14 protein-coding genes are annotated in these 12527 nt (G+C 71.8%); 9 read left to right on the top strand and 5 right to left on the bottom strand.

Translation table 11 applies throughout. The features are described from left to right. Positions 1-107: 107 nt before the first annotated feature. Positions 108-749 (bottom strand): gamma carbonic anhydrase family protein, encoded by a 642-nt coding sequence (locus tag ACWDX6_RS29540; RefSeq protein WP_451487937.1) that lies wholly within the window; start codon positions 747-749, stop codon positions 108-110. Positions 750-978: 229 nt separating this feature from the next. Between ACWDX6_RS29540 and ACWDX6_RS29535 the strand changes: the two genes are divergently transcribed. Then, positions 979-1461, top strand: a complete 483-nt coding sequence (locus tag ACWDX6_RS29535; protein WP_451487936.1) for a glutathione peroxidase — start codon at positions 979-981, stop codon at positions 1459-1461. After that, the gene (locus ACWDX6_RS29530; protein ID WP_451487935.1) at positions 1454-2293 is read left to right on the top strand and encodes a putative protein N(5)-glutamine methyltransferase; all 840 of its coding nucleotides are present in this window, start codon (positions 1454-1456) and stop codon (positions 2291-2293) included. Before ACWDX6_RS29535 ends, ACWDX6_RS29530 begins: the two co-directional genes overlap by 8 nt. Here the strand turns inward: ACWDX6_RS29530 and ACWDX6_RS29525 are convergent. Both ACWDX6_RS29525 and ACWDX6_RS29520 read right to left on the bottom strand, forming a co-directional pair. Continuing rightward, positions 2290-3654, bottom strand: coding sequence for a cytochrome P450 (locus ACWDX6_RS29525; protein ID WP_451487934.1), 1365 nt, complete (start codon positions 3652-3654; stop codon positions 2290-2292). The two genes, ACWDX6_RS29530 and ACWDX6_RS29525, sit on opposite strands and share 4 nt — an antisense overlap. Positions 3655-3960: 306 nt before the next feature. Then, positions 3961-5184 (bottom strand): acyl-CoA dehydrogenase family protein, encoded by a 1224-nt coding sequence (locus tag ACWDX6_RS29520; protein ID WP_451487933.1) that lies wholly within the window; start codon positions 5182-5184, stop codon positions 3961-3963. A gap of 162 nt (positions 5185-5346) precedes the next feature. Between ACWDX6_RS29520 and ACWDX6_RS29515 the strand changes: the two genes are divergently transcribed. Further along, on the top strand, positions 5347-5994 hold the full coding sequence (locus ACWDX6_RS29515) for a TetR family transcriptional regulator (protein WP_451487932.1): 648 nt from the start codon (positions 5347-5349) through the stop codon (positions 5992-5994). 75 nt (positions 5995-6069) lie between these two features. On the opposite strand, the gene def is transcribed toward ACWDX6_RS29515, so the two are convergent. Next, a complete protein-coding gene (gene def / locus ACWDX6_RS29510) occupies positions 6070-6609 on the bottom strand; it encodes a peptide deformylase (RefSeq protein WP_451487931.1) in 540 nt (179 codons plus the stop codon). Between the two features lie 126 nt (positions 6610-6735). On the opposite strand from def, the gene ACWDX6_RS29505 reads away from it, so the two are divergent. From ACWDX6_RS29505 to ACWDX6_RS29480, 6 genes are all read left to right on the top strand, one after another. Continuing rightward, positions 6736-7983 (top strand): Mur ligase family protein, encoded by a 1248-nt coding sequence (locus ACWDX6_RS29505; RefSeq protein WP_403291963.1) that lies wholly within the window; start codon positions 6736-6738, stop codon positions 7981-7983. 19 nt (positions 7984-8002) lie between these two features. Continuing rightward, positions 8003-8731 (top strand): type 1 glutamine amidotransferase, encoded by a 729-nt coding sequence (locus ACWDX6_RS29500; RefSeq protein ID WP_356886556.1) that lies wholly within the window; start codon positions 8003-8005, stop codon positions 8729-8731. Positions 8732-8908: 177 nt separating this feature from the next. Beyond that, a complete protein-coding gene (locus tag ACWDX6_RS29495) occupies positions 8909-9934 on the top strand; it encodes a 6-phosphofructokinase (protein WP_403291961.1) in 1026 nt (341 codons plus the stop codon). 104 nt (positions 9935-10038) lie between these two features. Continuing rightward, positions 10039-10989, top strand: coding sequence for a cytochrome c oxidase assembly protein (locus ACWDX6_RS29490; protein WP_451487930.1), 951 nt, complete (start codon positions 10039-10041; stop codon positions 10987-10989). A gap of 39 nt (positions 10990-11028) precedes the next feature. Beyond that, positions 11029-11829 carry an inositol monophosphatase family protein gene (locus tag ACWDX6_RS29485; RefSeq protein WP_451487929.1) on the top strand — a complete coding sequence of 267 codons (801 nt, stop codon included), beginning with the start codon at positions 11029-11031 and terminating at the stop codon, positions 11827-11829. Between the two features lie 97 nt (positions 11830-11926). Beyond that, on the top strand, positions 11927-12133 hold the full coding sequence (locus ACWDX6_RS29480; RefSeq protein WP_451487939.1) for a hypothetical protein: 207 nt from the start codon (positions 11927-11929) through the stop codon (positions 12131-12133). Between the two features lie 35 nt (positions 12134-12168). Here the strand turns inward: ACWDX6_RS29480 and ACWDX6_RS29475 are convergent, their stop codons facing one another. Continuing rightward, positions 12169-12519 carry a PRC-barrel domain-containing protein gene (locus ACWDX6_RS29475; protein WP_451487928.1) on the bottom strand — a complete coding sequence of 117 codons (351 nt, stop codon included), beginning with the start codon at positions 12517-12519 and terminating at the stop codon, positions 12169-12171. Between the last annotated feature and the right edge of the window lie 8 nt (positions 12520-12527).

The raw sequence follows: 12527 nt of genomic DNA, 5'->3' as shown, positions 1-12527 counted from the left end.
ATCGCAAGGCGGAGGAGGGAGTCAACGCGGAGCGTTGGCGACCGACGACAACGCGGCGAGGCGCGGTGCCAGAGCCGGCGAGCCCGGCATGATCCGAACGAGAGGCCCTAGCCGAGATCCAGAACCTCATCGTCCGCGTGTGTGCCGAACTCGGCGACGCGCACCTCCGCGATCTGCTCGTACCGGCTGATCCGGTCGGTCCACTCCGCGTCGACACCGAACGCCACCTGCGCGAAGCCCACCCGGCCGACGGCCTCGGCCAAGCCCGGATCACCAGGGGCCAGCAGCCGCACCGGCGCGTCAAGCGCCACGGTGTGCGGCGGCACGAAGTACTCGTCCGGCAGAACGGTGCGCGCATGGACGAGCGCGCCGACAGCGACAACCGCGCCGGCCCCCAACCGTGCGCACTGCAGGACCGTCGCCGTGGTCGCCACATAGACGCACCTGCCGACCTCGCAGCCCAGCAGCGTGGCATGCGGCCCCACGAAGACGTGGTCGCCGACGAGCACCGGCTGGTCGCCAGCGACCGCGGACCCGCGCAGCACCGCGTTCTCGCAGATCACCGCCGCCTCCCCGACCTCGATCCGAGACCCCTCGGCATCGAGCACCGCACCGTACATCACCCGTGCCCTCGGCCCCACGCGGACATCACCGACCAGCGTGGCCGTCGGGGCGACGTAGGCGGTGGGATGGACCTGCGGTTCATGCCCGCGATGCCGGATGCGGATTCCCCGCGTTTCAGCGATCATGAGCGGATTCTCGCCCGACCGACCGCGAGCATGCTGGCGGTTTTCAGACACCGCATTCGTCGAGACCTGTGCCATCCGCGATCTAAGGCACTACAGGGCGAACGTTGGCTGATGCGGCACCAGGTACCGCAAGCTCGGAGTCAGGTTGCGCGGGGTGGGATCGATGTCGATTGCCAGCGGTTCGTCACTCATGTTGTGATCGCACCCTAGTCTCGACGAGGAGCTCCCCATGAGTCTGTACGACATCCCCCTGCGGACGCTGTCCGGTGACCCGATCTCGCTGGCCGACTACCGCGACCAGGCCGTCCTGGTCGTGAACGTGGCCTCGAAGTGCGGTCTGACGCCGCAGTACGCCGGCCTGGAGCGGTTGCAGAAGGAGTACGGGGAGCGCGGTCTCACCGTGCTCGGTGTGCCGTGCAACCAGTTCGCCGGCCAGGAGCCCGGCAGCGCGGACGAGATCCAGACGTTCTGCTCGGCGACGTACGGCGTGACGTTCCCGCTCCTGGAGAAGACGGACGTGAACGGCGACGGTCGGCACCCGCTGTACGTCGAGCTGACGAAGGTCGCGGACGCGGACGGCGAGGCCGGGGACGTGCAGTGGAACTTCGAGAAGTTCCTGATCGGCCGCGACGGCCGGGTGACCCGGTTCCGCCCGCGCACCGAGCCGGACTCCCCCGAGGTCCTCTCGGCGATCGAGGCGCAGCTTGCCTGACGCGAGTGTCGTCGCCCGGCTGCGCGCGGCGGGCTGTGTGTTCGCCGAGGAGGAGGCGGACGTGTTGCTCGCCGCCGCGGCCGGTCCCGGCGAGCTGGACTCGATGGTCGCCCGGCGCGCGGCGGGCCTGCCGCTGGAGCACGTGGTGGGCTGGGCCGAGTTCTCGGGGCTGCGGATAGCCGTCGAGCCGGGGGTGTTCGTCCCCCGGCGGCGTACGGAGTTCCTCGTCGGGCGGGCGGTGGCCCTGGCCCGGCCGGGTGCCGTGTGCGTCGATCTGTGCTGCGGATCCGGCGCGGCCGGGGCCGTGCTGCTCTCGGCCGTGGAGGGTGCCGAGGTGTACGCCTCCGACATCGAACCAGCGGCCGTGCGCTGCGCGCGGCGCAATATCGAACCGCGCGGCGGCCGGGTCCACGAGGGCGACCTGTTCGCCGCGCTGCCGGGCGGGCTGCGGGGGCGGGTCGACGTGCTGGTCGCCAATGTGCCGTACGTACCGACCGAGGAGGTCGGCCTGCTGCCGGCCGAGGCGCGCGAGCACGAGCCGCTGGTGGCGCTCGACGGCGGCGCGGACGGACTCGACGTCCTGCGCCGGGTGGCGGCCGAGGCCGCCGACTGGCTGGCGCCGGGCGGGCATCTCCTCGTCGAGACGAGCGAGCGCCAGGCCGCCCCCGCCGTCGAGGCGGTCTCCGGGCACGGCCTGACGCCACGGGTGGTCACGTCGGAGGAGTGGTACGCGACCGTGCTGATCGCGACCCGCCCCGCCGTCCCCTGGGCAGTGGCCGGGCCCGAACGCCGTCCCGTGGCGCCTGTCCGGGCCCGGCCCACCGCCCGCTAGGCGGTACGGGCGCGCAGCCGGACGCGGGCCGGGCCGGTCGCCCGGAGGGTGATCGCGGAGGTGACCGGAACCTCGGTGTCGACCGCCTCCAGTGCGTACTCCTGGAGGATCATCGCGAGGGCGATCACCGACTCCAGCATCGAGAAGTGCTGGCCGATGCAGGCGCGCGGGCCGCCGCCGAAGGGGAACCAGGCGTAGCGGGGGCGGGCCGCCTCGGCCTCGGGTGTGAAGCGCTCGGGATCGAAGCGGTCCGGGTCCTCCCAGTACGCCGGGTGCCGGTGGGTGACCCAGGAGGAGACGATCACGTCGGCGCCCGCCGGAACGGTGTGGCCCCCGATCTCGGTGGCCGCGACGGCGCGGCGGCCGACGGCGGGCGCGGCCGGGAAGAGCCGCATGGTCTCCTTGAGCACCTGGGTGAGATAGGGCAGGGCTTCGAGGTCGGCCGCTCCCGGGGTGCGGCCGGTCAGGACGCGGTCGACCTCCTCGTGGGCCCGCTTCTGCTCCTCGGGGTGGCGGGCCAGGAGATGCAGCGCGAAGCCGAGGGAGGTCGCGGTCGTCTCGTGTCCGGCGAGCAGGAAGACGAGGACCTGCTCGCGCAGTTCGGAGGCGTCGAAGCTGCCGTCCTCGGCGCTCTCGGCCTCGGCGAGCAGGGTCAGCAGGTCCTGCCCGCCCTCGGCCGTACCGGCCGCCCGGCGCTCGGCGATGATCCGGTCGCAGACCGCGTACAGCTCTTCGTGGGCGACGGCGGCGCGGCGGTTGCCCGGGGTGGGCCAGTCGCGGGGGAGGTTGAGGGGCGAGAAGCCGCGGCGGAAGACGTAGTCGTTCATCACCGGGAAGGCCCGCTCCACGATCTCCACGGCCGCGTCGACGTCCGTGCCGAAGAGGATCCTGGAGACGGCCCGCAGGGCGAGCCGGGTCATCTCGTCGAGGACGTCGACGGTGGCGTCCGACGCGGTGGCCCATCCGCCGACGACGGCCCTGACCTCGGCGGCGACGGCCTCGGCGTAGCTGTCGACGCGGCGGCGGGTGAAGAGGGGCTGGACGAGGCGCCGCTGGCGGAGGTAGTCGTCGTCCTGGCTGGTCAGCAGGCCATTGCCGAAGGACTCGCGGAGCTCCTGGTAGAAGGCGTTGTCCTTGCGGAAGTTGGCCGAATCGGTGGCCAGGACCTGCTGGACGCCTTCGGCGGAGAAGACGCCGTAGACGGTGGCGCGTACGCCGGGCGGGCCCGCGGTGATGCGGACGACGTCGCCGTGTTCGCGCTGGGCGGCCAGGAAGGTGCCGAGCGAGTCGTTCCTGAGATCGAACATCGAGCCGAGCAGGGGAAGTCCCGCGGGCCCTGGTACCTCGGTGGTGGTTGCCATGCGTACGTTGCCCCCTGGGTGGTCACCGGTCCTGGCATTCTTCCGCCCAATCTGACCTGGCGGAAGAGGCGGGCGGACACCCGGCCGGATCCGGTCCGTCGGCCCGATCGTCAGCGGCCCCCGCCGCGCGGGCAGGAGCCTGGGCCGCCGGCGCCCCCAAGGCCGACAGCAGGATCAGCACGACCGGCCTCAACACGCGGCTTCTCAACAGATGCGCCCCCGACTCGACTCCGCCGGGCCCGTCATGGCGCATGCCGCCGCGTTCGCGGCCCAGCCCGCCAAAGGAGCCTGGGCGGCCCGCCCGGGTCAGCGGATCGGCATGCCCGACAGGGTCCGGGCGATCACCAGGCGCTGGATCTCGCTGGTGCCCTCGAAGATGGTGTAGATCGCCGCGTCGCGGTGCATGCGCTCCACCGGGTACTCGCGGGTGTAGCCGTTGCCGCCGAGGATCTGGATGGCCTGGGCGGTGACCTTCTTGGCGACCTCGCTCGCGTACAGCTTGGACATCGACCCCTCGGCCGAGGTGAACGGCTTGCCGGTGGTCGCCATCCAGGAGGCGCGCCAGACGAGCAGCCGGGCCGCGTCGATCTGGGTGCGCATGTCGGAGAGTTGGAAGGCGACGCCCTGGTTGTCGATGATCGGGCGGCCGAACTGCTCCCGGGTTCGGGCGTAGTCGAGGGCGACCTCGTAGGCGGCGCGGGCGGTGCCGACGGCCATGGCGCCGACCGCGGGGCGGGACGCCTCGAAGGTGGCCATGGCCGCGTTCTTGACCCGGTCCCCGCTCTTCGCCTTCTCGCGGGCGCGGGCGAGTCGCTCGTCGAGCTTCTCCTTGCCGCCGAGCAGGCAGTGCCCGGGGACGCGGACGTCCTCCAGGACGACCTCGGCGGTGTGCGAGGCGCGGATGCCGTGCTTCCGGAACTTCTGCCCCTGGGAGAGGCCGGGGGTGGCCGGCGGCACGATGAAGGAGGCGTGGCCCTTGGAGCCGAGCCCGGGGTCGACGGCGGCGACCACGACGTGGACGTTGGCGATACCGCCGTTGGTGGCCCAGGTCTTGGTGCCGTTGAGGACCCACTCGTCCTTGGCCTCGTCGTAGACGGCCCGGGTGCGCATCGAGGCGACGTCGGAGCCGGCGTCGGGCTCGGAGGAGCAGAAGGCGGCGACCTTGACGTCGTCGGCGTCCCCGTACATCTGCGGGATCCAGGTGCCGATCTGCTCCTCGGTGCCGTTGGCGAGGACGCCGACGGCGGCGAGGCCCGTGCCGACGATCGACAGGGCGATGCCGGCGTCGCCCCAGAACAGCTCCTCCATCGCCATCGGGATGCCGAGACCGGTGGGGTCGAAGAACTGCTGGGCGTAGAAGTCGAGGGAGTAGATGCCGATCTTGGCGGCTTCCTGGATGATCGGCCAGGGAGTCTCCTCACGCTCGTCCCATTCGGCGGCCGCGGGGCGCATGACGTCCTCGGCGAATCCGTGCAGCCAGTCACGGACCTGCTTCTGGTCGTCGTTGAGATCGAGCGTGAACTCGGCCATGTTCCCTCCCAGCATTACGTTACTTACGGTAACAGCAGTCTTTACTCGCAAGTAGGCCCTGTCAACCTGCGGCGGAGCGCTTCGGCCCGCACCGCATCGAGGGCGGGTCGGGTGTTACGTTGCGACAGCCTCACGGAATTCGCACGGGCGGGGAGACACGCTATGGAGACCACACACCGGACCACCGACCAGCAGAAGCCGGCCGATCAACGGCGCCGTGAACTGCTGGAGGCGGCGGACCGGGTGGTGCTCCGGGACGGCCCCAAGGCCTCGATGAACGCGATCGCGGCGGAGGCGGGCATCACCAAGCCGATCCTCTACCGGCACTTCGGCGACAAGGGCGGGCTCTACCGGGCCCTGGCGACCCGGCACACCGACGCGCTGCTCGCCGCGCTGCGGGCGGCGCTGGACGCTCCGGCCGACCGGCGTGCGAGGGTCGAGTCGACGCTCGACACCTACCTCGCCTCGATCGAGGCGATGCCCCAGGTCTACCGCTTCCTGATGCACCCGGCGGAGGAGACCCAGCAGGCGGAGCAGGGCTTCGACGTGGGCCGCCACTCGGCGCCGCTGCTGCGCCGCATGGGCGAGGAGCTCGGCCAGGTCATCGCCGAGCGGATCGACCTCGGCCCGGGCGGCGAGGCGCAGGCGCGGATCTGGGGGCACGGGATCGTCGGCATGATGCACGCGGCCGGTGACTGGTGGCTGGGTGAACGGCCCTGCTCCCGGGCGGAGTTGGTCCGGAGCCTGGCAGACCTGCTGTGGGGCCGGCTCGCGGACGCGAGCGACCGCGCGGGCGGCCCGGTCTTCTGACGATCGCCCCCGCGCCCACGCCTGCCGGCCGGGTGTCCAGCGGCGGGCCGGGACCGGCGGCGACGCCCGGACGGCTCAGCTCCCCCACGGCTCCTTGCGGATCGCCCGCATCAGGCGTGACCTGCGCCACCCCGTGACGCGGTCCGCGTAGACACCGCCCTCCAGGTGGTCGCACTCGTGCTGGAGACAGCGGGCGAAGAACCCCGTGCCCTCGACGCGCGCGGGGGTGCCGTCCAGCCGGACGCCCTCGACGACCGCGCGGTCGAAGCGGGGCGTCGGCGCCTCCAGACCCGGCAGGGAGAGGCAGCCCTCCGGGCCGCGGACCACGTCCCCGTCCGCCTCCACCAGGCGCGGGTTGACCAGGTGTCCGAGGTGGCGGACGTCCTCGTCGTCCGGGCAGTCGTAGACGAAGACCCGCAGGCCCACACCCACCTGGTTCGCCGCGAGACCGACGCCGTTCGCCGCGTACATCGTGGCGAACATGTCCTCCACCAACCGGGCCAGCCCCGGGCCGAAGTCGGTGACGGGTTCGCAGGGGGTGTGCAGCACCGGGTCGCCGAGCAGGGTCATGGCTCGGACGTGGCCGGAACTGCCGGGGATCGGCCGGTTTCGCATGGGCGTAAGGGTACGGTCCGCTGTGACCTCGCTGTTTCGGCAAGGGTCCCGGTGGTGCCGCGGTTCGGGGCGCTGGCCGGATCTCGATAGGCTGAGCCCGGACCGACGCAAGGAGGAACAAGAACGATGTCAGGACACCCCGGTAATCCAGAGCCGCTGTCGCCGCGCGCCAAGCTGGCCGTGACGGCGGGCAAGGCCGCCGCCGCGGTGTCGCGGGCGGCGGGACGCGGCAGCGGATCGGTGATCGGCGGGCGGGTGGCGCTCAAGCTCGACCCCGATCTGCTGGGGCGGCTCGCGCAGCATCTGGACGTCGTCCTCGTGTCGGCGACCAACGGCAAGACCACCACCACCCGGCTGATCGCCGAGGCGCTGCGGGCCAGCGGCCCGGTGGTCTCCAACGCTCTCGGCGCCAACATGCCCGCCGGCATCACCTCGGCGCTGGCCGGCGGCTCCGACGCCAAGTACGGCGTGATCGAGGTCGACGAGAAGTACCTCGCCGGAGTCGCCCGGGACACCACTCCCAAGGCGATCGCGCTCCTCAACCTCTCCCGGGACCAGCTCGACCGCGCCGCCGAGACCCGGATGCTCGCCGAGAAGTGGCGCGAGGGGCTCTCCGGCACCAAGGCCGTGGTCATCGCCAACGCCGACGACCCGCTGATCGTGTGGGCCGCCTCCTCCTCCCCCAACGTCGTGTGGGTCGCCGCCGGCCAGGAGTGGAAGGACGACGCCTGGTCGTGCCCCTCCTGCGGCGGTGTGATGCAGCGTCCGGGCGACGACTGGTTCTGCGGCGAGTGCGGTTTCCGCCGCCCCGCCCCGAGTTGGGCGCTCAACGGCGACCACGTCCTCGACCCGCACGGTTCCGCCTGGCCGATCCACCTCCAGCTGCCCGGCCGCGCCAACAAGGCCAACGCCGCCACCTCGGCCGCGGTCGCCGCCGTGTTCGGGGTGCCGCCGCAGGTGGCCCTGGAGCGCATGTACCAGGTGCAGGCCGTGGCCGGCCGCTACGACGTGGTCACCTTCCAGGGGCGCGAGCTGCGGCTGCTGCTCGCGAAGAACCCGGCCGGGTGGCTCGAGACGTTCTCCCTCATCGACCAGCCGCCGACCCCGGTGATCCTCTCGGTCAACGCCCGCGGCGCCGACGGCACGGACACCTCCTGGCTGTGGGACGTCGACTACGGCCGGCTGGCCGGTCACCCGATCATGGTCATCGGCGACCGCAAGCTGGACCTGGCGGTCCGCCTCGAGGTCGCCGGCGTGGACTTCCGGGTGTGCGAGACGATCGACGAGGCCGTGCAGCTGTCCCCGCCCGGACAGATCGAGCTGATCGCCAACTACACCGCCTTCCAGGACGTCCGCCGCCGCGTCGGCAACTGACCCGAAGAGGACTTGCAGCATGAGTGAGAGCAGCCTGCGGCTGGTCTGGGTCTACCCCGACCTGCTCAGCACCTACGGTGACCAGGGCAACGCCCTCGTCGTCGAGCGCCGCGCCCGCCAGCGCGGTCTGGACGTCCAGCGCGTCGACGTCCGCAGCGACCAGCCGGTGCCGACCTCCGGCGACATCTATCTGATCGGCGGCGGTGAGGACCGGCCCCAGCGGCTCGCGGCCGAGCGGCTGCGCCGCGACGGCGGCCTGGAGCGTGCCGCGTCCAACGGCGCGATCATCTTCTCGGTCTGCGCCGGCTACCAGATCCTGGGCCACGAGTTCATCAACGACCTCGGCGAGCGCGAGCCCGGCCTCGGTCTGATCGACGTGATCTCCACGCGCGGCGAGGGCGAGCGGTGCGTCGGCGACGTCCTCGCGGACATCGACCCGCGGCTGGGCCTCCCCCAGCTCACCGGGTTCGAGAACCACCAGGGCATCACCCACCTCGGCCCCACCGCCCGCCCGTTCGCCCGCACGGTCTTCGGCAAGGGCAACGGCACGGGCGACGGCACGGAGGGCGCGTACAACGACACCGTCTTCGGTACGTACATGCACGGCCCGGTCATGGCCCGCAACCCGCAGATCGCGGACCTGCTCCTGAAGCTGGCCCTCGACGTGAACGCGCTGCCGCCGACCGACGACCGGTGGTACGAGGCGCTGCGCGCCGAGCGCATCGCCGCCGCGACGCAGCCCGCCTGACCGTCCGGCGGAGTGCACGTCTGAGCACGCCTACGCCCATGGGATTCGTAAGTAAAGACGGTGTCCAATACGCGGACATCGGGTTCGGCCCCGCCATCGCGCACCGATAGGGTGGCGGGGATCCAACCGGACGACGTGGTCCGGGAGTCGGCCCACGTTGCAAAGGTATTTCGGGCTATGCGCATTGGTGTGCTCACCTCCGGCGGCGACTGCCCCGGTCTGAACGCCGTCATCCGTTCCGTCGTGCACCGCGCCGTCGTCGACCACGGCGACGAGGTCATCGGCTTCCACGACGGCTGGAAGGGTCTCCTGGAGGCCGACTACCGCAAGCTCGACCTCGACGCGGTGGGCGGCATCCTCGCCCGTGGCGGCACCATCCTCGGCTCCTCCCGGGTCCAGCCCGCGCACCTGGTCGACGGTGTCGAGCGCGCCCGGGGTCATGTCGCCGAGCTGGGTCTCGACGCGATCATCCCGATCGGCGGCGAGGGCACGCTCAAGGCGGCCCACCTCCTCTCCGAGGCCGGCCTGCCGATCGTGGGCGTGCCGAAGACCATCGACAACGACATCTCCTCGACCGATGTCACCTTCGGCTTCGACACCGCCGTCGGCGTGGCCACCGAGGCGCTCGACCGGCTCAAGACCACCGCCGAGTCCCACCAGCGGGTACTGATCGTCGAGGTCATGGGCCGGCACACCGGCTGGATCGCCCTCCACTCCGGCATGGCGGCGGGCGCGCACGCCATCGTCGTGCCCGAGCGCCCCTTCGACATCGACGAGCTGACCGCCCGGGTGGGCGAGCGCTTCGAGGCGGGCAAGCGCTTCGCGATCGTGGTGGTCGCCGAGGGCGCCAAGCCGCGCGAGGGCTCGATGAGCTTCCAGGTCGGCGCCAAGGACCAGTACGGCCACGAGCGCTTCACCGGGGTCGCCAACCAGCTCTCCGTCGAGCTGGAGCGCCGCCTCGGCAAGGAGGCCCGCCCGGTGATCCTCGGTCACGTCCAGCGCGGTGGCACGCCGACCGCGTACGACCGGGTCCTCGCCACCCGGTTCGGCTGGCACGCGGTGGAGGCGGCGCACCGCGGCGAGTTCGGCATGCTGACCGCGCTGCGCGGCACGGAGATCACCATGGTCCCGCTGGCCCAGGCCGTGGAGACCCTCAAGACGGTCCCGGCCGAGCGGTACGCCGAGGCCGAGTGCGTGCTCTGAGACCCGCCCGCACGTGACGAACCGCCCCCGGTCGCATCCGCGAACGGGGGCGGTTCTAGTCTGGTGCGGACAACAAGCGCGAATCGGGCTCCAGGAGTACACGGATGGATCACAGCGGGCACGGCATGACCATGGATCTGCCGCCGTTCACGCTGGGACGGGGGCTGGAGTTCTCGGCGAACCCCTTCTTCCTCATCAGCTGCGCCGTGGCGCTCGCGCTGTACGGCTGGGGCGTGGCGCGGCTGCGGCGGCGCGGCGACGCGTGGCCGGCCGGCCGGACGGTGTTCTTCACGCTCGGCGTGCTGAGCGTGGCGCTGATGATGTGCACCAAGCTCAACGACTACGGCATGGTCATGTTCAGCGTGCACATGGTGCAGCACATGGTCGTCTCGATGCTCTCCCCCATCCTGCTGCTGCTCGGGGCTCCGGTGACGTTGGCGCTGCGGGCCCTGCCCGTCGCGGCCCGGGGCAGCAAGGGGCCGCGCGAGGTGCTGCTGATGCTGCTGCACAGCCGCTACATGCGGATCATCACGCACCCGGCCTTCACGATCCCGCTGTTCATCGCGAGCCTGTACGGCTTCTACTTCACGCCGCTCTTCGACACCCTGATGGGGTCGACGGTGGGGCACATCGTGATGATGGTGCACTTCCTCGCCGTCGGTCTGGTGTTCTTCTGGCCGATCATGGGCATCGACCCGGGGCCGCACCGCCCCGGCTATGTGATGCGGATGCTGGAGCTGTTCGCCGGCATGCCGTTCCACGCCTTCTTCGGCATCGCCCTGATGATGGCGAGCGAGCCGATGATCAAGGCGTACGCGAACCCGCCCGCCTCCCTGGGCATCGACGCGCTCGCCGACCAGAACGCGGCGGGCGGCATCGCCTGGGCGTTCAGCGAGATCCCGTCCGTCCTGGTGCTGATCGCGCTGGTGTACCAGTGGTACCACTCCGAGCAGCGCCAGGCCGTCCGCAAGGACCGGGCGGCCGACCGCGACGGCGACAAGGAGCTGGAGGCGTACAACGCCTACCTCGCCTCCCTGGGGACCCGCCGGCAGTAGGGGTTCCCGGATCGGTGGCGTCGCCATAGTCTGCACGGCATGATCAACTCATCCACAGGTTCCGGCGACGCCGACGTCGCGATAGCCGGGGCACGTGCCGGCGCCGACGTGGTCCGCGCCATGTACGGCCGGCGGCTCACCCGCATCGACAAGGGTGCCGGAGACTTCGCCACCGCCGCCGATGTGGAAGCCGAGAAGGCGATCCTCGAGGTCATCCGTGCCGCACGGCCGGATGACGCGGTCCTCGGCGAGGAGGGCGGGCGGCAGGGTGCCGCCGACGCTGTGCGCCAGTGGCTGGTGGACCCCCTGTGCGGCACGCTGAACTACGCGGTCGGCAACATGCTGGTGGCCGTCAACGTGGCGCTGCGCGACGGCGCGGCGGCGGTGGCCGACCCGTTCGGCGGTGAGGTGTTCTGCACCGACGGAAAGACCGCCTGGGTGCGGCACGAGGGGGCCGACGACGCCCCGCTGACGCCCTCGCCCGCCACCCGACTGGTGGACGTCAACCTGGATCCGCCGTTCCCGAGCGCGCCCGGGTTCCGGGCCGTGGATCTCCTGGCCCACCCCGAGTTCGCCGGACGTTTCCGGCCCCGGGTCGTGTCCACGAGCCTGGCGCTGGCCTGGGTCGCCGCCGGCAAGCGCGCCGCGTACGTCACCGATGGCGGCGACCTCTCCGGCAGCGTGCACTTCGCCGCCGGCATCGCCGTGTGCCGGGCCGCCGGTTGCGTCGTCACCGGGGTCGACGGCGCCCCGGTCGGCGAGGGCCGCGGGCTCGTGGCCGCCGCCGACGCGCGGACCCACGGGCTGCTGATGTCGATGATCCGCGGCCGAAGCCGCTGACCTGAGTCGCCCGGCCCGGCGGGCCCGCCGTCTAGCGCTCCGCACGTCCCAGGGGTCACGATGAGCGGGACGGCCCCGTCATGAGGAGGGCGGACCCATGTCCGGTCCCACGAAGGCGATGAGCGTGATCACCGTCGCGGCCCTGGTGCTGACGACGGCGTACACCGTGGCGCTCGGCAGCAGCGGCTGGCTCTGGTTCGGCTGGCTGGTGCTCGGCGTGGTCACGATCGGCATGGCGGCGGCGGACAGCGCCGCCTCCACGAGCCCGCGGCGCGGGCGGAGCAGGCCGGGTCCGCAGCCCTGAGGGGCGCCGGGCCGGAGGCGGCAGCGGCGGTCCGCTCACATGTGGCGGTTCGCGTAGTAGTGCTCGATCAGCCTGAGGGAGGCGCTGTCGTCCGCGTGCTGTCCGGCCTCGAAGGGCGGCGACTCCTTGACCTCTTTCTTGGTGCAGGAGACGTGGACCGCGCGGTGCTCGGTGTCGACCCTGCCGACCAGGCCTGCGGGCAGCAGTACGCGCCGGCCGAGGATCCACGGTCCGGTGTCGACGACGACGTACGACCGTCCGACGTCCTCGGTGTGCTCGTCGATCTTCCCGATGGAGCCGTCGGTCGCCTCCACGGTGTAGCCGATCAGCCGCGTTCCGGGCACATGTCCGGAGGTTTCGGGGTATCCCCACATGTCGGCGCCCATGGCCGGCC

The sequence above is a fragment of the Streptomyces sp. NPDC003027 genome (genome assembly GCF_053591435.1).
This window is presented reverse-complemented; position numbering and strand designations above follow the sequence as displayed.

Coding starts and splice junctions, on each gene's coding strand:
- ACWDX6_RS29540 (WP_451487937.1), bottom strand. CDS start 749: ATGATCGCTGAAACGCGGGGAATCCGCATCCGGCATCGCGGGCATGAA.
- ACWDX6_RS29535 (WP_451487936.1), top strand. CDS start 979: ATGAGTCTGTACGACATCCCCCTGCGGACGCTGTCCGGTGACCCGATC.
- ACWDX6_RS29525 (WP_451487934.1), bottom strand. CDS start 3,654: ATGGCAACCACCACCGAGGTACCAGGGCCCGCGGGACTTCCCCTGCTC.
- ACWDX6_RS29520 (WP_451487933.1), bottom strand. CDS start 5,184: ATGGCCGAGTTCACGCTCGATCTCAACGACGACCAGAAGCAGGTCCGT.
- ACWDX6_RS29515 (WP_451487932.1), top strand. CDS start 5,347: ATGGAGACCACACACCGGACCACCGACCAGCAGAAGCCGGCCGATCAA.
- def (WP_451487931.1), bottom strand. CDS start 6,609: ATGCGAAACCGGCCGATCCCCGGCAGTTCCGGCCACGTCCGAGCCATG.
- ACWDX6_RS29505 (WP_403291963.1), top strand. CDS start 6,736: ATGTCAGGACACCCCGGTAATCCAGAGCCGCTGTCGCCGCGCGCCAAG.
- ACWDX6_RS29500 (WP_356886556.1), top strand. CDS start 8,003: ATGAGTGAGAGCAGCCTGCGGCTGGTCTGGGTCTACCCCGACCTGCTC.
- ACWDX6_RS29495 (WP_403291961.1), top strand. CDS start 8,909: ATGCGCATTGGTGTGCTCACCTCCGGCGGCGACTGCCCCGGTCTGAAC.
- ACWDX6_RS29490 (WP_451487930.1), top strand. CDS start 10,039: ATGGATCACAGCGGGCACGGCATGACCATGGATCTGCCGCCGTTCACG.
- ACWDX6_RS29485 (WP_451487929.1), top strand. CDS start 11,029: ATGATCAACTCATCCACAGGTTCCGGCGACGCCGACGTCGCGATAGCC.
- ACWDX6_RS29480 (WP_451487939.1), top strand. CDS start 11,927: ATGTCCGGTCCCACGAAGGCGATGAGCGTGATCACCGTCGCGGCCCTG.
- ACWDX6_RS29475 (WP_451487928.1), bottom strand. CDS start 12,519: ATGGGCGCCGACATGTGGGGATACCCCGAAACCTCCGGACATGTGCCC.